Origin of the sequence: Staphylococcus sp. Marseille-Q1834 (assembly GCF_916858875.1) — a bacterium.
GTDB classification, from domain to species: Bacteria; Bacillota; Bacilli; order Staphylococcales; family Staphylococcaceae; genus Staphylococcus; species Staphylococcus pragensis.
In genome coordinates this window covers 1,661,724-1,680,276 of the sequence record NZ_CAKASN010000001.1, presented here as the reverse complement: position 1 = coordinate 1,680,276, position 18,553 = coordinate 1,661,724, and the positions used below count along the sequence as shown (strand labels likewise).

General features: G+C 31.7%; 19 protein-coding genes. 5 read left to right on the top strand and 14 right to left on the bottom strand.

Going from position 1 to position 18,553, the window contains the following annotated elements; translation table 11 throughout:
• The first annotated feature begins 52 nt into the window (after positions 1-52).
• On the top strand, positions 53-523 hold the full coding sequence (locus LIX58_RS08325; protein WP_126564852.1) for an S-ribosylhomocysteine lyase: 471 nt from the start codon (positions 53-55) through the stop codon (positions 521-523).
• Between the two features lie 417 nt (positions 524-940).
• On the opposite strand, the gene LIX58_RS08320 is transcribed toward LIX58_RS08325, so the two are convergent.
• From LIX58_RS08320 to deoC, 4 genes are read right to left on the bottom strand one after another with little or no spacing between them, the layout of a single operon-like run.
• Positions 941-1,291 carry a hypothetical protein gene (locus LIX58_RS08320; protein WP_126564851.1) on the bottom strand — a complete coding sequence of 117 codons (351 nt, stop codon included), beginning with the start codon at positions 1,289-1,291 and terminating at the stop codon, positions 941-943.
• Positions 1,291-2,478 carry a phosphopentomutase gene (deoB, locus tag LIX58_RS08315; protein WP_126564850.1) on the bottom strand — a complete coding sequence of 396 codons (1,188 nt, stop codon included), beginning with the start codon at positions 2,476-2,478 and terminating at the stop codon, positions 1,291-1,293. The genes LIX58_RS08320 and deoB overlap by 1 nt, the downstream gene beginning before the upstream one ends.
• 12 nt (positions 2,479-2,490) lie before the next feature.
• The gene (locus tag LIX58_RS08310) at positions 2,491-3,792 is read right to left on the bottom strand and encodes a pyrimidine-nucleoside phosphorylase (RefSeq protein WP_154838223.1); all 1,302 of its coding nucleotides are present in this window, start codon (positions 3,790-3,792) and stop codon (positions 2,491-2,493) included.
• A 58-nt stretch (positions 3,793-3,850) separates the two neighbouring features.
• On the bottom strand, positions 3,851-4,513 hold the full coding sequence (gene deoC, locus LIX58_RS08305) for a deoxyribose-phosphate aldolase (protein ID WP_126564848.1): 663 nt from the start codon (positions 4,511-4,513) through the stop codon (positions 3,851-3,853).
• Between the two features lie 146 nt (positions 4,514-4,659).
• Between deoC and deoD the strand changes: the two genes are divergently transcribed.
• Complete coding sequence (deoD, locus tag LIX58_RS08300; protein WP_126564847.1) at positions 4,660-5,370, top strand: purine-nucleoside phosphorylase; 711 nt, start codon at positions 4,660-4,662, stop codon at positions 5,368-5,370.
• Between the two features lie 246 nt (positions 5,371-5,616).
• Here deoD and LIX58_RS08295 read toward each other — a convergent pair whose 3' ends face one another.
• From LIX58_RS08295 to LIX58_RS08270, 6 genes are all read right to left on the bottom strand, one after another.
• Positions 5,617-6,057, bottom strand: a complete 441-nt coding sequence (locus tag LIX58_RS08295) for a Dps family protein (protein WP_226386242.1) — start codon at positions 6,055-6,057, stop codon at positions 5,617-5,619.
• A gap of 227 nt (positions 6,058-6,284) precedes the next feature.
• Positions 6,285-6,680, bottom strand: coding sequence for a thiol-disulfide oxidoreductase DCC family protein (locus LIX58_RS08290; protein WP_126565737.1), 396 nt, complete (start codon positions 6,678-6,680; stop codon positions 6,285-6,287).
• A 119-nt stretch (positions 6,681-6,799) separates the two neighbouring features.
• Complete coding sequence (locus tag LIX58_RS08285) at positions 6,800-8,173, bottom strand: EVE domain-containing protein (RefSeq protein ID WP_154838222.1); 1,374 nt, start codon at positions 8,171-8,173, stop codon at positions 6,800-6,802.
• Between the two features lie 307 nt (positions 8,174-8,480).
• Positions 8,481-8,711, bottom strand: a complete 231-nt coding sequence (locus LIX58_RS08280) for a hypothetical protein (protein ID WP_126565739.1) — start codon at positions 8,709-8,711, stop codon at positions 8,481-8,483.
• Between the two features lie 24 nt (positions 8,712-8,735).
• Entirely contained in the window at positions 8,736-9,668 is a 933-nt protein-coding gene (locus LIX58_RS08275) for a type I phosphomannose isomerase catalytic subunit (protein WP_126565740.1), read from the bottom strand.
• Positions 9,669-9,980: 312 nt separating this feature from the next.
• Positions 9,981-10,637: an SDR family oxidoreductase gene (locus LIX58_RS08270; RefSeq protein ID WP_154838220.1), complete on the bottom strand. Its 657-nt coding sequence runs from the start codon at positions 10,635-10,637 to the stop codon at positions 9,981-9,983.
• A 156-nt stretch (positions 10,638-10,793) separates the two neighbouring features.
• Here LIX58_RS08270 and LIX58_RS08265 point away from each other — a divergent pair, with 156 nt between their 5' ends.
• Together LIX58_RS08265 and czrB are read left to right on the top strand one after the other, a co-directional pair.
• Positions 10,794-11,129: an ArsR/SmtB family transcription factor gene (locus LIX58_RS08265; protein ID WP_154838219.1), complete on the top strand. Its 336-nt coding sequence runs from the start codon at positions 10,794-10,796 to the stop codon at positions 11,127-11,129.
• Positions 11,129-12,097, top strand: coding sequence for a CDF family zinc efflux transporter CzrB (czrB, locus tag LIX58_RS08260; protein ID WP_154838218.1), 969 nt, complete (start codon positions 11,129-11,131; stop codon positions 12,095-12,097). The genes LIX58_RS08265 and czrB overlap by 1 nt, the downstream gene beginning before the upstream one ends.
• Positions 12,098-12,160: 63 nt before the next feature.
• Here the strand turns inward: czrB and LIX58_RS08255 are convergent, their stop codons facing one another.
• Entirely contained in the window at positions 12,161-12,892 is a 732-nt protein-coding gene (locus LIX58_RS08255) for a metallophosphoesterase family protein (protein ID WP_126565744.1), read from the bottom strand.
• Positions 12,893-13,021: 129 nt separating this feature from the next.
• Here LIX58_RS08255 and LIX58_RS08250 point away from each other — a divergent pair, with 129 nt between their 5' ends.
• Positions 13,022-14,092 carry an EscU/YscU/HrcU family type III secretion system export apparatus switch protein gene (locus LIX58_RS08250; protein WP_226386241.1) on the top strand — a complete coding sequence of 357 codons (1,071 nt, stop codon included), beginning with the start codon at positions 13,022-13,024 and terminating at the stop codon, positions 14,090-14,092.
• Positions 14,093-14,146: 54 nt separating this feature from the next.
• Here the strand turns inward: LIX58_RS08250 and LIX58_RS08245 are convergent, their stop codons facing one another.
• From LIX58_RS08245 to glmS, 3 genes are all read right to left on the bottom strand, one after another.
• Positions 14,147-15,004 carry an HAD family hydrolase gene (locus LIX58_RS08245; protein ID WP_154838216.1) on the bottom strand — a complete coding sequence of 286 codons (858 nt, stop codon included), beginning with the start codon at positions 15,002-15,004 and terminating at the stop codon, positions 14,147-14,149.
• A 26-nt stretch (positions 15,005-15,030) separates the two neighbouring features.
• Positions 15,031-15,819: an ABC transporter ATP-binding protein gene (locus LIX58_RS08240; protein ID WP_154838215.1), complete on the bottom strand. Its 789-nt coding sequence runs from the start codon at positions 15,817-15,819 to the stop codon at positions 15,031-15,033.
• A 156-nt stretch (positions 15,820-15,975) separates the two neighbouring features.
• Positions 15,976-17,781, bottom strand: coding sequence for a glutamine--fructose-6-phosphate transaminase (isomerizing) (gene glmS / locus LIX58_RS08235; RefSeq protein WP_226386240.1), 1,806 nt, complete (start codon positions 17,779-17,781; stop codon positions 15,976-15,978).
• Positions 17,782-18,553 lie beyond the last annotated feature (772 nt).

Sequence of the window (18,553 nt, the reverse complement as noted above, 5' to 3'; positions counted from 1 at the left end):
AATCAATTTATTGATGAAACTAAAATGATTGTCTTATTTAGGAGGAACATATATGCCAAAAATGAACGTTGAAAGCTTTAACTTAGATCACACTAAAGTCGTTGCACCATTTGTACGCTTAGCAGGTACAATGGAAGGTTTAAATGGTGATGTTATTAAAAAATATGATATCCGCTTCAAACAACCTAATAAAGAACATATGGAAATGCCTGGTTTACATTCTTTAGAACATTTAATGGCTGAAAATATTAGAAATCACACTGATAAAGTCGTTGATTTAAGTCCAATGGGTTGTCAAACAGGTTTCTACGTATCATTTATTAACCATGATGATTACGATGATGTTTTAAATATTATTGAAAAAACATTACACGATGTTTTAAAAGCTACTGAAGTACCTGCTTGTAATGAAGTACAATGCGGATGGGCTGCAAGCCACTCATTAGAAGGTGCTAAAGAAATTGCTCAAGCATTCTTAGACAAACGTGATCAGTGGAACGACGTATTCGGAGAAGGTAAATAATTAAATTAATTAAAGAAAACACCGCTTCTTAATGATTAAAGAAGCGGTGATTTTTTAGGTTTTGCATACATTTTTAATTTAAAATTGCATAAAATTCTCATATTTTAGTAAAAACCTTATGCTAATGATTAATGAACTTAAGCGTTCACACACTTAATTAAGCAGTTCTAAAATGGATAATAGAGTATTTCTAAGTTGTGTATTAATAATGAGCCTAAGCGCTAAAGCACTTATGTAAGGCGTTCTAAGATAGATAACGAACCGTAGTTGCGAAGACTCCTAGGGGAACAGTGCCAGTCGAAGACCGAGGCTGAGACGACACCCCAGGAACGCGTAGCAACTTAAGTGAGTGACTATCTATCTTAGAACGCCTTTAAATGAGTATCCATTTATATTTATATGAATTTAAAGTTCTACTTATAATTTTTTAATAAGCCCCATTAATACAAATTGGAATGGTAATCTTAAATATAATGCCCATGTAGGTACTTGTTTATCGCCTAAAGGCAATTTTTTACGTGCCATATAAATATTAGCAGGAAGAACTGATAATAAGAATAAGTTCATACCTTTCTTCAACCAATCTGCTGGACGCTTAATTAATAACATAATGCCAAAGAAAATTTCAAAGACACCTGTGACTAACACTGCTGTTTTTTGTAATGGCAAATAGTCTGGCACGATATTTCTAAATTGACGTTCATTAGTAAAATGTAAAACGCCAGCCGTACCAAACGCTAAACCAAGTAAATATCGAAAGAATTTCATTAACGTTCAACTCCCATTTCTTTCAAATAACTTTTACCGAATTCTGGTAATTCTACGTTGAAATTATCTGCGATAGTTGCCCCAATAGAACTAAATGTAGTATCACCTGATAATTCATGATATTCCTTAATTTTAGGGCTAAACATTAATACTGGAATATATTCACGCGTATGATCCGTACCATCAGCAATTGGATCATTACCATGGTCAGCAGTAATGATGACTAAATCATCTTCTTGTAAGTTTTCAATTAATTCTGGTAAGCGTTCATCGAAATCTTTAATCGCTTGCGCATACCCTTCTTTATCACGACGGTGACCATATAATGCATCAAAGTCAACTAAGTTTAAGAAACTAATACCATTGAAGTCTTTCTTAACTACTTCAATCAGTTGGTCCATGCCGTCCATATTATTTTTTGTACGTATCGCTTCAGTAACACCTTCACCATCATAAATGTCATTAATTTTACCAATTGCAATAACATCATAATCATTGTCTTTAAGACTATTCATAACTGTTTTACCAAATGGTTTTAATGCATAATCATGACGATTAGATGTACGCGTGAAGTTACCTGGTTCACCAATGTATGGGCGAGCAATGACACGTCCAATTAAATATTTAGGATCTTTCGTTAACTCACGAACCTTTTCGCAAATATCGTAAAGTTCTTCTAATGGAATAATATCTTCATGCGCTGCAATTTGTAGCACAGGATCGGCGCTCGTGTAAACGATTAAATCGCCAGTCTTCATTTGATGTTCACCAAGTTCATCAATAATTGCAGTACCTGAAGCAGGTTTATTTGCTACAACTTTGCGTCCAGTCATTGATTCAATTTCTTGAATTAATTCATCAGGGAAGCCATTAGGATATACTTTAAATGGTTGCATAATGTTAAGCCCCATAATCTCCCAGTGACCTGTCATTGTATCTTTACCTACTGAAGCTTCACTTAATTTAGTGTAGAACGCTCCTGATTGTTCTACTTTATTTACAACGGGTAGATCATCAATATTACCTAAACCTAAACGCTGTAAATTAGGCAACTCTTGATTGAAACCTTCTAGTGTATGTTTAAGTGTATGTGATCCTTCATCGTTAAATGCTGCAGCATCAGGTCCTTCACCAATACCTACTGAGTCCATAACTATTAAGTGTACTCGTTTAAAAGGTGTCGTCATAATGAAACACTCCTACTCTGTAATAATTTTATGAATTAAATTTGGTGCAGTCGCTTGGTCTTTAATTGTAATGCTTTCATCAAGTTTAGCAATCACGTCATCAATATTTTCTTTATTACTATGAATCGTTAATAATGAGTCACCTTTATTGACACTGTCGCCTACTTTTTTATTTAATACAATACCTACACTTAAGTCGATATCGTCTTCTTTAGTCTGTCTACCAGCACCTAACATCATTGATGCTACACCAATTTCATTAGCAATTAATTCTGCCACTACACCACTCGTTTTTGCTTTATAATCAATTTGATATGTCGCAGTTGGTAACTTTTCAGGCGCATCTGCTACTGATGCATTGCCACCTTGATTCTCTAAAAATGTCTTAAATTTAGCTAATGCCGAACCATCTTTAATTGCATCCAATAATAGTTGACGTGCTTGTTCAAGCGAGTCAGCTTTACCCGCAAGTACTACCATTTGTGAACCTAAAGTTAATACTAATTCAGTTAAGTCTTCAGGACCTTCGCCTTTTAGTGTATCAATGGATTCTTTTAATTCTAAAGCGTTACCAATTGCACGACCTAAAGGTTGGCTCATATCTGAAATAATTGCCATTGTATTTCTACCAACATTATTACCGATACTTACCATAGCATGTGCTAAATTCTCAGCATCAGCAATTGTCTTCATAAATGCACCATTACCCGTTTTAACGTCTAATACAATAGCGTCAGCACCTGCAGCAATCTTTTTACTCATAATAGAAGAAGCGATTAATGGAATAGAATTTACTGTACCAGTGACATCTCTTAAAGCATATAATTTTTTATCTGCTGGAGTTAAGTTACCAGATTGTCCGATAACAGCAACTTGATTATCATTTACGAGTTTAATAAATTCCTCTTCTGAAATTTCTACGTGGAAACCTTCAATCGATTCAAGTTTATCTATCGTACCACCCGTATGACCTAAGCCACGTCCACTCATTTTAGCAACTGGCACGCCTACTGCTGCAACTAACGGTGCTAGTACGAGTGTTGTGGTATCACCAACACCGCCTGTTGAATGTTTATCTACTTTCACACCATTAATTTGAGATAAATCTATAACGTCTCCTGAATTAACCATCGCCATTGTTAAAGCTGCACGTTCTTCATCATCCATATCTTGGAAGTAAATTGCCATCGCTAGACTTGAGGCTTGATAGTCTGGAATATCCCCTTTAGTATATCCCTCTACGAAGAATTCAATTTCTTCTTTTGTTAAAGCTTTCCCATCACGTTTTTTCTCAATGATATCTACCATTCTCATCGTTCTGAACCCCTTTCTATAATGTTGTTTACTCTAATTGCTGTCTTTTTCCTGAAAATTAATAATCAGAATCAGATTCTAAACCTTTGATAATTTGTACACCTGCACTAGCACCAATACGTGTAGCACCAGCATCAATCATCTTATTGAAATCTTCAAGGTTACGTACACCGCCAGAAGCTTTAACTTCTAAATCATCACCCACTGTATCTTTCATCAATTTCACATCTTCAGGTGTAGCACCGCCTCCAGCGAAACCTGTTGATGTTTTAACAAAGTGAGCGCCTGCTTCTTTAGCTAATTCAGAAGCTTTTACTTTCTCTTCATCCGTTAATAAAACTGTTTCGATAATGACTTTAACTGTTTTACCACTAGCAGCGTTAACAACTTCTTGAATATCTTTTTTAACATCATCGTAACGTTTATCTTTAAGCGCGCCTACATTGATAACCATGTCAATTTCTGATGCACCGTTATCAATAGCATTCTTAGTTTCGAACACTTTAGTTTCTGTAGTTGTAGCACCTAAAGGGAAACCAATCACTGTACAAACTAATACATCAGAACCGTTTAATTGTTCAGCTGAGTATTTAACATGTGTTGGGTTAACACAAATTGATTTAAAACCATATTCCTTAGCTTCTTTAATGATGTTATCAATTTGTTCACGTGTAGACTCAGGCTTTAATAATGTGTGATCGATATATTTTGCGTAATTCATAATTTAGTCCTCCAATATGTTGTTAATAGTTATCTTTGTGCCTATTTTTTCAAAATAGCCCTTCACTTATATAGTACAAAAATTCGCAAAAAAGTTAAACAAATGTTATCTTAATCTTAACTATGGATATTAAGGAGAAGATAGGAATGACAAATGGTACACCTCATATTCAACCTAAAGGAACTAAAATTGCAAAAACAGTTTTAATGCCTGGCGACCCTTTACGCGCAAAATATATTGCTGACAACTTCTTAGAAAATGTTGAACAATTTAACGAAGTTCGTAATATGTTTGGCTACACTGGCACATATAAAGGTAAAGAAATTTCAGTTATGGGTTCAGGTATGGGTATTCCTAGTATCGGAATTTACTCTTATGAGCTATATAACTTCTTTGATGTAGAAACAATTATTCGCGTAGGTTCATGTGGCGCATTACAAGAAGACGTCAATTTATACGATGTCATTATTGCACAAGCCGCTTCAACAAACTCAAACTATGTGGATCAATTTAATATTCCAGGCCACTTTGCACCAATTGCAGACTTTGAATTAGTTACAAAAGCTAAAAAAGCTGCAGATGATATTGGCGCAACAACTCATGTAGGTAATGTTCTTTCATCAGATACTTTCTATAACGCTGATGCTACATTTAATGATAGTTGGCACAAAATGGGTATTCTAGGTATTGAAATGGAATCAGCTGGCTTATATTTAAATGCTATCAGTGCTGGTAAAAAAGCATTAGGTATTTTCACAGTAAGTGACCATATTTTAAGAGATGAAGCCACTACTGCTGAAGAGCGTCAAACTTCATTCACTCAAATGATGGAAATCGCTTTAGAAATTGCTGAATAAACTTTTTAATATAAAAATGGAAGTGGGACAGAAATTAATTAAATTTCGTCGTCCAACCCCAGCTTGCTTTATTAGTGGAATTTCTTAATGAAATTCTCTGTGCTGGGGCCCCGCTCCCCGGCAAGGCTGACTAGATTTGAAAAAACTTGATTTAAGCGCATTTTCAAACCAGTCAGCCTTTGCCAATATATTAGCAAAGGCTGAGACATTTTAATTTGTCTCAGCCTCATTTATTTATATCCCTATTTATACTAAATATGATTTTAACATCCAGTTGCGTTTGTCTACTGATGTTTGCATACCGATAAACATATCTTCAGATACGTCGTCGCCTGCGTCACCAGCGACTTTAATAGCTGTTTCTAATTGCTTAGAAATATTAGTTAAATCTTTTGAGAATTCTTCAACCATTTCTTCAGCTTTATAGCCTTTTCCAGCTTCTTCAACAATTGAAAGTTCTAAACTTTCTTTTAATGTACCTACTGGATTACCACCAATTGCTAAAATACGTTCAGCTAAATCATCTACATATTGACTAGCTTCATTGTATAATTCTTCAAATTTAGCATGTAATGAGAAGAAATTAGGTCCTTTTACATACCAATGGAAGTTATGCAATTTAGTATAAGCTACTGTCCAGTTAGCAACTTGTTGATTTAATTCTTTTACGACATCTTGTTGAGCCATTGAAATCTCTCCTTTAATTTAATATTTTCTCTCTATCTCAATAAACATTATATTATAATAATTCTAATCTGTAAATAGAAAAGTGTCTTCTAATTTATAATAATTATAATTTGTATTATTGTTTATTCAATGTTTTATAAATAAATAGCAAAGAAAAGTTATCAATTAATCAACTGTATTATCAATTATGTTTTTACAAATTATCAATTAAATTGAGATTTTATCAACTATTTCCTTTCATCGTTAATGAAGAAAGATTTTTCATATTCATTTGGTTGATGCCAATGCGTCTTCCACATTCTTTTACGATTATTAGCAAATAAGTTATAACCAAAGTTTCTAATTGGAAGTGGCACTACCCTAATTAAAAAACCTAGCCATCTATAATTAGGTAATTTCGTAATTAAAGTAGCAATTGCTGTAGATTTATATTCTAAATGATCGCCTTGTTGTAATATGACGCTATTTCTATTTTTAGCTTCAGGATGTTGTTCGAATAAATTTTTACCCGCTTCACTATTTAAAGTTGTAAATTCATAACTTTTTGGCAAGCCGTGTTGAATTAACCAAATGCAATAGTTATAGCAGTATACACATTTTCCATCATAATAAATGATTGGCATGTTATTTCACCTTCCTCTAAGTCTTAATATTTATATTCCTTTAATAAAGTTTTTTAAAACACAAAAAACACCATCTAATAGTTACAGAACTTTGACTATTAGATAGTGTTACATAAAATTTAATCGTGATTTACTTTGACAATTCTTGTATATTTAAGAAATTGTGAAGAATATTTAAGTTTAATATCTTCAAGACGCTCATAAGTGACACCTATAATATGCCAATTTGGATTGAAGTGATAAAATGAATCTTTATTACGAGACCACTTCACCATATTTCCATCTTTATTATATCTAGGCAATGTTACTTCATAACCTTCTAAGACATTAATGTATGTTTGGAATATATCAGGATCTATTCTATTAAAGTTATCGATTACTAAATAACTTTTATCATTTTTAGGCATCAATTGAGTGATAAATCCTTCACGATAATATAAAGCGCCTGCTTCATTAGGTAAATATTTACCGTATAGCATATCTTCAGTAAAATCAGGATGCCCACTAGTAATTACCGGATTCGCATTTGTTTTTTGTAGTAAATTGTTTGCTGCTTTTAATCCTTCCTCACGTTTATCTACTACTAACAGAATAAACGGTTTAATCTTTTCTTCATTCGCATCTGTAGCAAATTCAGTTTTTCTTATTGTTTCAAATGGGGATTTAATACCGTCATTCTCACTCATTTCCAATATGGCATCATATTGAGTTTGACTCATACTAGCGATTGCTTGTTTAGCATTTTCTTGTAGAAAATAAAGATTTTTTAATTTAGGATGCTTGTTTAACGCACCTAAAGTAACAGGAGTGATATTCTTATCATAATAAATTTCGATAGCTGTACTATTTGTACGACCGGCAATTGGCGGCTTCTCATGTATATGGCGAGAAACTTCACCTATCCCAACTACAGATTGTTCTTTGTCTTTATTATAAAAGATAAGGTTATCCCCAACTTCTAACTGATTATAAAAATGATAACCATTACGTTTGATACCATTATATGTATGCGTATAAATAGTATAATGTTCGCCCGGTTCAAATGTTTCAGTTTCAGATAAGAAGAAATAACGCGGAAGTTTTTCTTGTCCTTTACCTAAAGCGATGATTAACTCATATTCATCTTTTGTTAATTGATTGATTAAAGTTTCGCGCATGTTATTCATTCGAAATTCTAATACTTCACTACGTTTTAAATAGTCTGTAGTTAATGGTTTTAATTCTTCATTAAACTCAAATTCTACTCTTATTTTATTTTGTGCTCCTGTTTGAACACTAATGATTTCTCCAATTCCTAATAATCCTGTATCTGTTTGGACTTGATAAAAAATCACTTGGTCCCCTGGTTTCGCCTTTTTGAATGCACGAAAACCTTGAGTGGGATTAAATTGTGCCCCCGATTCAAATAAAGTGGTTTGCCCTACTAAAGGCTCATTATGATTCCATCTCGTATAACCACAATTAAGCCAAAAGTAATTTACTTCTTCTGCCATCTAGAATCTCCTTTATTTTAGTTTTATTAACTCATTAGTTGTATATTAAATCATTAAACTTTTATTAAAGTTACTTTATTTTTGAAAAAATTAAATATTGATAGTTGCATAGTGAGCTTTTTATTAAATTATTCTATCATATTTTAGTTATTTAATAATCTGTTTACCAACAAGTTTTATCATTTTCAATAAATGAATATCATTCTTTGGAAAGTTATCTTACTGTAACTATTTTATAACAAAAAAATAGAACAAGAATCTATAATTTCACAGCTCTGACGCAAATTATAAACTCTTGTTCTCATAATTATCGGACAACTAACAAACTGCCTAAAAGTGGCATAATATTAATCATAATACCACCTAATTTTAACATTGCGCTTAAATTCTTATCTTTAAAGGTTAAAATAGCACTGATGATTCCTACAATTGATACTAATCTAGGAATGACCAGTGATGGATAATTAGGTAAATTGAAGAATATACCTACACCTGATATTACGCCACAAATTAAAGATATGTATAGAAATTGTTTCATAAAAACGCTCCTAGACTAATTTCACTATATATAACTGATAATTAACGTAAAATTACCTTCAAACACACTATCTAAATCTTCAGAAGTTAAAATGAAATTGGAACCTTTTTCTAACTTAAAGATTTCTCCATCTGTAATTATACTTCCTTCGCCTTCTAACACTGATACTAAACAAAATTCTCTAGGCTTCATATAATTTAACGTCCCGCTAACTTCCCATTTCACCATGGTAAAGAAGTCGTTTGATACAATATGACTACATTTATGATTTTCAATTATTTCGTTTTCTGGAATAACACTAGGTATTTCAGCTAAAAACTGTGTTACATCCAATGCTTTTTGAATTTCAAGTTGTGTAGCATCATTACGTTTTCTATCATAGTCATATAAACGGTAAGAAATGTCGGAAGATTGCATTGTTTCATAAGCTATAATTCCTGACCCAATAGAATGTATCGTTCCCGCTGGAATAAAATAAAATTCACCAGGTTTCACTTTAACTTTTCTTAAATTATCTAATAATGTATCACTTTCAATTGCCTGTTGAAGTGCCTCTTTAGTTTCCAATGTTGTTCCAAGTATAATTTCTGCATCTTCCTCAGCATCAATAATATACCAACATTCTGATTTACCATATTGTCCATTTTCAAATTCATATGCATACGCATCATCAGGATGCACATGAATAGATAACGGTGCTTTCGCATCTACAAACTTGCATAAAAGTGGAAAATCTTTACTCGGAAATTCCCCAAACAATTCTCTATGATCCTTCCACAATTGGTCTAATGTTTGACCAGCATAAGGACCATTAAGAATAATATTACGTCCATTGGGATGTGCTGAAATCCCCCAACACTCTCCTGTATGGTCACTCGGTATGTCATAGTTAAATTGACTTAATTGGTTACCGCCCCATACTTTTTCAAGAAAAATTGGCTTTAAAAATAATGGCATCGTTACACCCCCCTAAAAACCTAATTGTTATGTAGTATAGTTATTTATCAATTCTTATTCAATATTCGGTATGTATAATAAATATTTCCGTAAATATTATAGAAAAACATTTAATTTAAGCTAATGAATAAACCTTTTTTAATATAAATTATGCTGAATAATTTATATTAAATGATGTTGTTTAAAAAGTCACTTATGTATTTATTATATCAATTTTGAAGTATTTTTAATAGAAGTTATTTAAACATGAAAAGTAAGAGGCCGAAGTATCAGCCTCTTAACTCGATAAAAAACTTATTTAGAAGGACTTATTTATTGAAAACGAGATAATGCGTCTTGGATAGATTGATTACCAGTTATAATTTGGAATTCTTGATTTTGATATTTATCTTCAGAAGTCACAACTTCTTTTAACACTGTTGCTACATCTTCACGCGGAATGACGCCTCTGCCATCAAAGTATAAGTCCGCTTCAATTTGTCCAGTTCCCTCTTCGTCTTGTAAACCGCCTGGATGTACAATAGTATAAGTAACACCAGAATCTCTTAAGTGATTATCTGCATAATGTTTAGCAATAGTATATGGTTTCAAATCACCACTAGGATCAAATGCTTCACGTCTTGAGTCATAAGTAGAAACCATTACAAAATGTTTAACATTTGCTTTTTTACTAGCTTCAATAGCTTTAACAGCACCATCTAGATCAACAATAATTGTGTTATCAGCGCCAGTACTACCACCAGAACCAACTGAAAAGATCACTTTATCAAATTCATTAAATTTTTCTGTTAATTCTTCAATGCTATCTTTTTCAACATCTACTAAGATAGCTTCAATATTTTGTTCTTTTAATGATGACACTTGCTCTTCTTTACGCACACCAGCTGTGAAAGTAATATTATCATCTTTTAATTGTTGAACTAATTTAGACCCTACGCCACCATTTGCACCAATAACTAAAATACTCATAAAAAATTCATCCTCCTTCGTGAAATGTTTATAATTCATGCATACCACTCTAAGTGATTAATAAAACTTCCCTATTCAATTTGACATTTTAATCGGGTGATAATAATATTAATATATGAAGATATTTTCATATATTAATATTTAAGGCGTGATATTATGACTGCTCATTTTCCAGAGCATGCAACAGAAAATAAAGATAATGAGGTAACTTTAACTAAAGTAACTGAAATATTTAAAGCGTTGAGTGATTATAATAGATTAAGAATTATGGAATTACTACAAGAAGGTGAATCAAGCGTGGGACACATTACACATACTTTAAATTTATCACAATCAAATGTGTCACATCAGTTAAAGATTTTAAAACAAGCACATCTTGTTAAATCTTCGAGACAGGGACAATCTATGATTTACTCAATTGATGATCAACATGTTTCTACTTTATTAAAACAAGCAATCCATCATGCTCAACATCCAAGAGGTGAACATTAATGGCAAATCATTCTCATTCTCATGCACATGCGCATAACCACGTGCATACAAACAATAAAAAAATATTAGCAATTTCATTTATTATTATTGGTCTCTTTATGGTTATCGAAATTATAGGAGGCTTTTTTGCTAATAGTTTAGCTCTACTCTCTGACGGACTACATATGTTTAGTGATACCGTGTCGCTCGGCGTAGCTTTAGTCGCTTTTATTTACGCAGAGAAAAATGCTACTACAACTAAAACATTTGGTTATAAACGTTTCGAAGTCCTAGCTGCTCTTTTCAATGGAATTACATTATTTGTAATTAGTATTATCATCATTGTTGAAGCGATAAAACGATTTTTCACACCGCCAGAAGTCCAATCAACTGAAATGTTTATTATTAGTGTCGTTGGTTTAATTGTAAATATTGTGGTAGCTATCATTATGTTTAAAGGTGGCGATACGTCACATAATTTAAATATGCGAGGCGCATTTATACATGTCCTAGGTGACCTATTAGGTTCAGTGGGTGCCATTATTGCCGCTATACTTATTTGGGCTTTTAATTTCACTATTGCAGACCCTATTGCAAGTATACTTGTATCTCTATTAATTTTAAAAAGTGCCTACGGTATCACCCTTTCATCTTTAAATATTCTAATGGAAGGTACACCAAATGATGTAGATTTAGAGAAAGTGATTTCAACAATTACATCACACAAAGATATTCAAAATGTTCACGACTATCACGTATGGACAATTTCAAATGATATGAATGCTTTAAGTTGCCACGCTGTAGTTAGCGAATCTCTCACTGTTGAAAAATGTGAACAAATACTTGAAAAGATAGAACATGATTTGAGTCATTTAAATATTCAGCATATGACTATTCAACTTGAAACACCTAAACATAAACACGATGATTCTATTCTATGCTCAGGTTTACACCATGAACATGATCATCATGATTCTCATGAACATTAATTAACAAAATAATAGCCGAGTGGCGATACATATCGTATAGTCGTCACTCGGCTTAATTTATACTTATAAAAATTGATCAAAAATCAATTGTTTTGCTGGTACTTTCTTTTCATCAAACCCTTGTAGAAATTCTTCATTATCATATGATAGTTTTACTCTTTCTACTGAGCATTTATTTTCCGTAATCGTTACAATCCCATAAACTGTATGAGCGCCATTATTAAGCCCAACTGAACCTGGATTAAAATAAATAGTTTGATTGTCATCATATAAATGTAATTGATGATTATGACCAAATGCTATAAAATCTGCTTCTTTATCTTTAAATAGCGCTTTGATGCTCTCTTTTTCATTATTTACAATAGGACTGAAAGGTTGTTCATCGATTCTTGATTCAAATTTATCATTTTCAATTTCATAATGGATGAATAGTAATTTTCTCCCACAAATTGTAGTTTCAATTCTTCTAGGAAGTAAATTTAATTGGTCAAAGTAGTCTTCATCCATATGACTTTCAATCCACTGATGATGTTCAAAAAATTTATCTTTTAAATCCTCAGGGTAAGGCGTATTATTTACTAACGACATGACCGCTTCGTCATGATTTCCAGCAATAATTTCCATATCATCACGATCAAATATTGCATCTAATACTTTATTCGTTTCATGCCCAATCCCGATATTGTCACCTAAGTTATAAATCTTATCAATATCTCCTCTATTATCAATATCATCTAAAACCGTTTGTAACGCATCAAAGTTGCCATGTACATCAGTAATAATCGCAAATTTCATAGTTCATTCTCCCTTCAAATTTAATCATTAGGACATTTTAACACTTAATATTTAATTTTGTTAGATATTAATTTAAAAAACTCGTAAATTTTGATATTGTGTTTATATTACAGTAAAGGAGTGCTTATATTGTTTAACTATCATAGTTTGGCATTTAAAAATGCTAAATCGCAAATTTTAAAAACTATCCTATTTAGTATAGTTAGTTTTCTAATTGTATTTGCGATTTTTGTTGTTGCTAGAACATTCTTTATTCAATCATTTATGCAAATGCAAATAGCAGCACAATTTCAACAATCAACTGGTTCATCATTATTTATAATGATTCTAACACTTGTTTTAGGATTGCTTTTCTTTATATTAGTAGGTTATCAATTACTTGCTGGTGCTTTTAATGTAATGGCTAAAGCAATAAAAAGAGAAAAAGTTAGTTTTTCAGATTTATTTTTTGCTTTTAAGAAAGGAAAATATAGCAAAAGTATTGTTTTAGCTCTACTTTCAATGGTGTTATACATCATTATGTATCTAATCACAATGGGTTTAAACTTCTTATTTAATAAAGCTTTAACCCCAATATTTACTTCATTGCAACAATCAGTAAGTACTTCTGATCATGCAATAGGAATTTTATTAACTGTACAAATTATATTTGTAATTATTATGGGCCTAATCTTATCATTAGTTTATTGGTTCTTCTTTATTTGGATGATTAACTATACAGTATCATTATCTCAAAATAATGATTTAAGTGCGATGAATCATTTTAAAGAAGGCTTTAAAGGCATTAAAAATGGTAATAAAACTTGGTTAAAATTCTTTATTGCAATTATTTTAATCAACTTAGTAATTATCATTATTACTCAGCCATTAGGCACTCTAATCTCAGTATCAACTGCCAATATGTCACAAAAAGCGGCACAAGTGATTATGATTATTGCTGAAGTTATCATTTTAGTTTTACGATTTGTTCTTTATTTCGTTATTCTCATGGGAATTGTTCAATATTTCTTAAAACGTGGAGAAAAACAAAACAAACCTCGTAAAAATAAAAAATTAGATAAAAATGAGAAAACAAAAGGCACTACTAATGATGATTCACATCATAAAGAAAGACAAGAATCTACAAGTGTTAACGATAAACTTAAAAATCAATCTGAAGTGGTAACAGACAAAGTTAAACATCACTCAGATAAAAAATAAAATATATGTCTAATAAAAATCATCGGCTTATCGTTGCCGATGATTTTTTTATCATTATTTTAAGAATTTTTCTTCTAAATATAATGCCGCACCATCTTCTTCATTCGTAAATGACGTCACATCATCTGTTAATTCTTTAATTTCTGGACGAGCATTCTTCATAGCAACACAATATCCACCAAAAGCAAACATAGCTCTGTCATTATCGCTATCCCCAATAACAAGTGTTTCCTCTTGTTTAATTTTAAAATGTTCAATCATCTCTTTAATCCCTGTACCTTTATCAATTTTATAAGCCATCGTCTCAGCATTAAATCTCGATGAATTAGAAACGCTAATATTTAATAACACTTTATTTTGTATTAATTCATCTCTAAAGTTTGTAATTTTATTTAAGTTATCACTGAATAAGTAAATTTTAGCGAATTGATCTTCTACAATTTCTTCTTCCCAATTAATCTTCCCTGCCATTGCATCTCGTCGTGATTTCCATTCACTTTCACTTACATTATTAGGAGGTGTTTCTCCTTGAATCATTTCATCCATCCACTGTTTATCTTCTTTTAAAGCAATACGCATTTTATCAAATGGAAATACTTCATAATAAATATGTTGTTGCTGAGCTAAACTAACAATCTTCTTAACACTATCTGTTAATAAACTATGTTGGAATAAGTTTTCTCCATCTATTTCTCCACTAGTGCCGTTTGAACTGATAATACCGTCCACTTTGAATCCTTGAGGTACTAAGTTTTCAATTTCAGAATATGAACGACCTGTAGCTAAAAATACCTTTAATCCCTTATCTCTTAATGCATCGATAACTTCTTTTGTTTTAAAAGAAGCTTGGTTATTTTCATGTAAAATTGTGCCATCCATATCTAAAAATATAGCTTTAGTTTTTTCTGTCATTATGTATGTACCCTCCGTATAATTTTTCAATTATTATTTTTCAAAAACAGACTCCAACGTTGATGATATTTTACAACTTCTACGTTTGTCTTAAACATTAGAGACATAATATCACTATTAAGAATATCGTTAATATCTCCTTGTTTAAAGCATTTCCCTTCTTTTAGTAAAAATATTTTATCAAATAATGGAATAATTTCTTCTATGAAATGTGTTACGTAAATGATAGAAAGTGTGGGATATTCTTGATTTAATTGTTCTAAGGTAGCAAATAGTGTCTCTCGTGCAATAAAATCCAGACCTGAAGCAGGTTCATCTAAAATAAGTATTTTAGGATTATTCATCAATGCCCGTGCAATCATGACTTTTTGTCGTTGTCCTGTAGAGAGATATCCTAAAAATTGATGTTGGAAGTCATGCATACCAACTATTTGTAACAATGATTCAGCTTCTTTAACTAACGTTTCATTTACTTCTTTATAAATGCCTATAGATTTAAATGCACCACTTATAACAACATCTATTACCGTTTCACCTTCTTGAAACTTTTCTAATAAACTAGAGGAAACATAACCTATTTGCTCCCTTACCTTAGAAGCAGAATAGCCATAACATCCTGGTTTCATACCAAAAAGATTAAGGGTACCTTCAGAAATTGATTCATATCCATTTAATATATTGAGTGGCGTAGTCTTACCTGCGCCATTTAAGCCGTATAATACCCATTTATCGCCTTCCTTGATATTCCACGATAATTGATTAAGAATTAATCTACCTTGTTTCATTTTACAAACGTTTTCTAACGAAATTAACATCACAACACCCCATCTCACAATAATCTTATTGTAAGACAATTCAGATAATTATTCAAAATCAATTTCTTCTTTTAAAGCAGTAAGACTATATAGAAAAAACAGCCTAACGAGATAACTCATTAGACTGTTAAATAGTTAAAGTTATTGAAAAAATGATTATTCTACTGTAACTGATTTAGCTAAGTTACGTGGTTTATCAACATCTAAATCTCTGTGTAATGCAGCATAGTAAGAAATTAATTGTAATGTAACTACTGATACTAATGGTGTTAATAATTCATGTACATGAGGGATAACATACGTATCGCCTTCTTTTTCTAAACCTTCCATAGAAATGATACATGGATTTGCACCACGAGCTACAACTTCTTTCACATTACCACGAATTGATAAGTTAACTTTTTCTTGAGTTGCTAAAGCAATAACAGGTGTACCTTCTTCAATTAATGCGATTGTACCGTGTTTTAATTCACCACCAGCAAATCCTTCAGCTTGAATATATGAAATTTCTTTAAGTTTTAATGCGCCTTCTAAACTTACATTATAATCCATTGTACGTCCAATGAAGAAAGCGTTACGAGTTGTTTCTAAGAAATCTTTCGCAATTTGTTCCATTTTAGGTGTATCATCTACAATTGTTTCGATTGCAGTTGTTACTTTTGCTAATTCTCTTAATAAATCGATATCATTATTGCGGCCATGTTCTTTAGCTACTACTTGTGAAAGGATAGATAATACAGCAATTTGAGCTGTATAAGCTTTAGTAGATGCTACAGCAATTTCAGGACCTGCATGTAATAATAATGTATGGTCTGCTTCACGTGATAATGTTGAACCAGCTACATTTGTTACTGTTAATGATTTATGACCAAGTTTATTCGTTTCAACTAATACAGCACGGCTATCTGCTGTTTCACCTGATTGAGAAATATAAATGAATAAAGGTTTTTCAGAAAGTAAAGGCATATTGTAAACGAATTCTGAAGCAACGTGTACTTCAGTAGGTACGCCAGCCCATTTTTCTAAATATTCTTTACCTACTAAACCAGCGTGGTAACTTGTACCTGCTGCAATAATATAAATACGGTCAGCAGCTGTAACATCTTTAACGATTTCAGGATCAATTTTAAGATCACCATTTTCATCTTCATATTCTTGAATAATACGACGCATTACAGCTGGTTGTTCGTTAATTTCTTTTAACATGTAGTGATCATAAATACCTTTTTCTGCATCTGAAGCATCAATTTGTGCAGTATAAGTTTCACGATCTTGTACATTACCTTCTTGATCTTTAATAGTTACGCTATCTTTTTTAACGATAACAATTTCATGGTCATGGATTTCTTTATATTGATTTGTAATTTTAATCATTGCTAAAGCATCAGATGCAATAACGTTAAATCCTTCACCTACACCTACTAATAAAGGTGATTTGTTTTTAGCAACGAAAATTGTATCTTCATCTTGGTTGTCTAATAAACCTAAAGCATAAGAACCGTGTAATAAAGATACTACTTTAGTAAATGCTTCTTCAGTTGCTAAACCTTCATTTGAGAAGAATTCAACTAATTGAACGATAACTTCAGTATCTGTTTCAGATTTGAAATCAACATTTTTTAAGTATTCATTTTTTAATTCTTCATAGTTTTCAATTACACCATTATGCACTAGTGTAAAACGTTCATTATTTGATTGATGTGGATGAGAGTTTACTGTACTTGGTACACCGTGTGTAGCCCAACGAGTATGACCAATACCAACATGGCCATCGATATCGTTGCTGTCTGCTACTTTTCTTAATTCTGCAATACGACCTTTTTCTTTAAATACAGTTGTACCCTCTTCATTAGCAACTGCAATTCCTGCAGAGTCATAACCTCTGTATTCTAATTTTTCTATACCTGATAATAATAATTCCTTAGCATTATCATAACCAATATAACCTACAATTCCGCACATAAAAAATTTCCTCCGTCAATTAATGGCAAATCATTTTATCTGTTTTATAAAATGTATCTATCTAGAGGCAAGTAATATCATTAATCTTCATTATTTCTCAATATTTACTTAACCTTTTTGCCATTTTTTATTTCTATTTTTGTTTGATAAAGATAGACATTCTTATTATTTTTGTGCATTTAGTTGCCTAAATGTTTTAATAATAAGCTCACGAATGTGTCGCATCCGGAATAGCATCCGCCGATTTACTCGATGACTATTCTCCTCGTCTACAAAGTGATTGATTTATCTATAAGAATTCTCATATTTAATTCTTAATCATTAATAAATAATACTTTGTCCTGGCGCTTTAGTTTGTTACTATACTTTCCTCCTTCCAATATTATTTATTTTACACTGTATAAACAAATTATTGCAAATAATTTCACAACAAAAATGTATTCTTTTAAAGAATATAAGTTTTATAACTTATTGAACCATTTAACTAATTTAATTTTTTATACTTTTATTTATTAAAAAGATTGCTTATTAATATATGTAAGCGTTTTAATTTCCTAGAAATTAAATAGAGGCTGAGACAAATTAAAATGTCTCAGCCTTTGCTAATATATTGGCAGTAGCTGACTGGTTTGAAAATGCGCTTAAATCAAGCTTTTTTCAAATCTAGTCACCCTTGCCGGGGAGCGGGGCCCCAGCACAGAGAATTTCATTAAGAAATTCCACTAATAAAGCAAGCTGGGGTTGGACGACGAAATTTATTTAATTTCTGTCC

What these genes read in the sequence shown, in the direction of transcription:
- deoB (WP_126564850.1), bottom strand. Translation starts at nt 2,478, where the DNA reads ATGACGACACCTTTTAAACGAGTACACTTAATAGTTATGGACTCAGTA.
- LIX58_RS08285 (WP_154838222.1), bottom strand. Translation starts at nt 8,173, where the DNA reads ATGGCAGAAGAAGTAAATTACTTTTGGCTTAATTGTGGTTATACGAGA.
- LIX58_RS08320 (WP_126564851.1), bottom strand. Translation starts at nt 1,291, where the DNA reads ATGAAATTCTTTCGATATTTACTTGGTTTAGCGTTTGGTACGGCTGGC.
- LIX58_RS08295 (WP_226386242.1), bottom strand. Translation starts at nt 6,057, where the DNA reads ATGGCTCAACAAGATGTCGTAAAAGAATTAAATCAACAAGTTGCTAAC.
- LIX58_RS08245 (WP_154838216.1), bottom strand. Translation starts at nt 15,004, where the DNA reads ATGACAGAAAAAACTAAAGCTATATTTTTAGATATGGATGGCACAATT.
- deoC (WP_126564848.1), bottom strand. Translation starts at nt 4,513, where the DNA reads ATGAATTACGCAAAATATATCGATCACACATTATTAAAGCCTGAGTCT.
- czrB (WP_154838218.1), top strand. Translation starts at nt 11,129, where the DNA reads ATGGCAAATCATTCTCATTCTCATGCACATGCGCATAACCACGTGCAT.
- LIX58_RS08275 (WP_126565740.1), bottom strand. Translation starts at nt 9,668, where the DNA reads ATGCCATTATTTTTAAAGCCAATTTTTCTTGAAAAAGTATGGGGCGGT.
- LIX58_RS08310 (WP_154838223.1), bottom strand. Translation starts at nt 3,792, where the DNA reads ATGAGAATGGTAGATATCATTGAGAAAAAACGTGATGGGAAAGCTTTA.
- LIX58_RS08270 (WP_154838220.1), bottom strand. Translation starts at nt 10,637, where the DNA reads ATGAGTATTTTAGTTATTGGTGCAAATGGTGGCGTAGGGTCTAAATTA.
- deoD (WP_126564847.1), top strand. Translation starts at nt 4,660, where the DNA reads ATGACAAATGGTACACCTCATATTCAACCTAAAGGAACTAAAATTGCA.
- LIX58_RS08265 (WP_154838219.1), top strand. Translation starts at nt 10,794, where the DNA reads ATGACTGCTCATTTTCCAGAGCATGCAACAGAAAATAAAGATAATGAG.
- LIX58_RS08325 (WP_126564852.1), top strand. Translation starts at nt 53, where the DNA reads ATGCCAAAAATGAACGTTGAAAGCTTTAACTTAGATCACACTAAAGTC.
- glmS (WP_226386240.1), bottom strand. Translation starts at nt 17,781, where the DNA reads ATGTGCGGAATTGTAGGTTATATTGGTTATGATAATGCTAAGGAATTA.
- LIX58_RS08255 (WP_126565744.1), bottom strand. Translation starts at nt 12,892, where the DNA reads ATGAAATTTGCGATTATTACTGATGTACATGGCAACTTTGATGCGTTA.
- LIX58_RS08240 (WP_154838215.1), bottom strand. Translation starts at nt 15,819, where the DNA reads ATGTTAATTTCGTTAGAAAACGTTTGTAAAATGAAACAAGGTAGATTA.
- LIX58_RS08280 (WP_126565739.1), bottom strand. Translation starts at nt 8,711, where the DNA reads ATGAAACAATTTCTATACATATCTTTAATTTGTGGCGTAATATCAGGT.
- LIX58_RS08290 (WP_126565737.1), bottom strand. Translation starts at nt 6,680, where the DNA reads ATGCCAATCATTTATTATGATGGAAAATGTGTATACTGCTATAACTAT.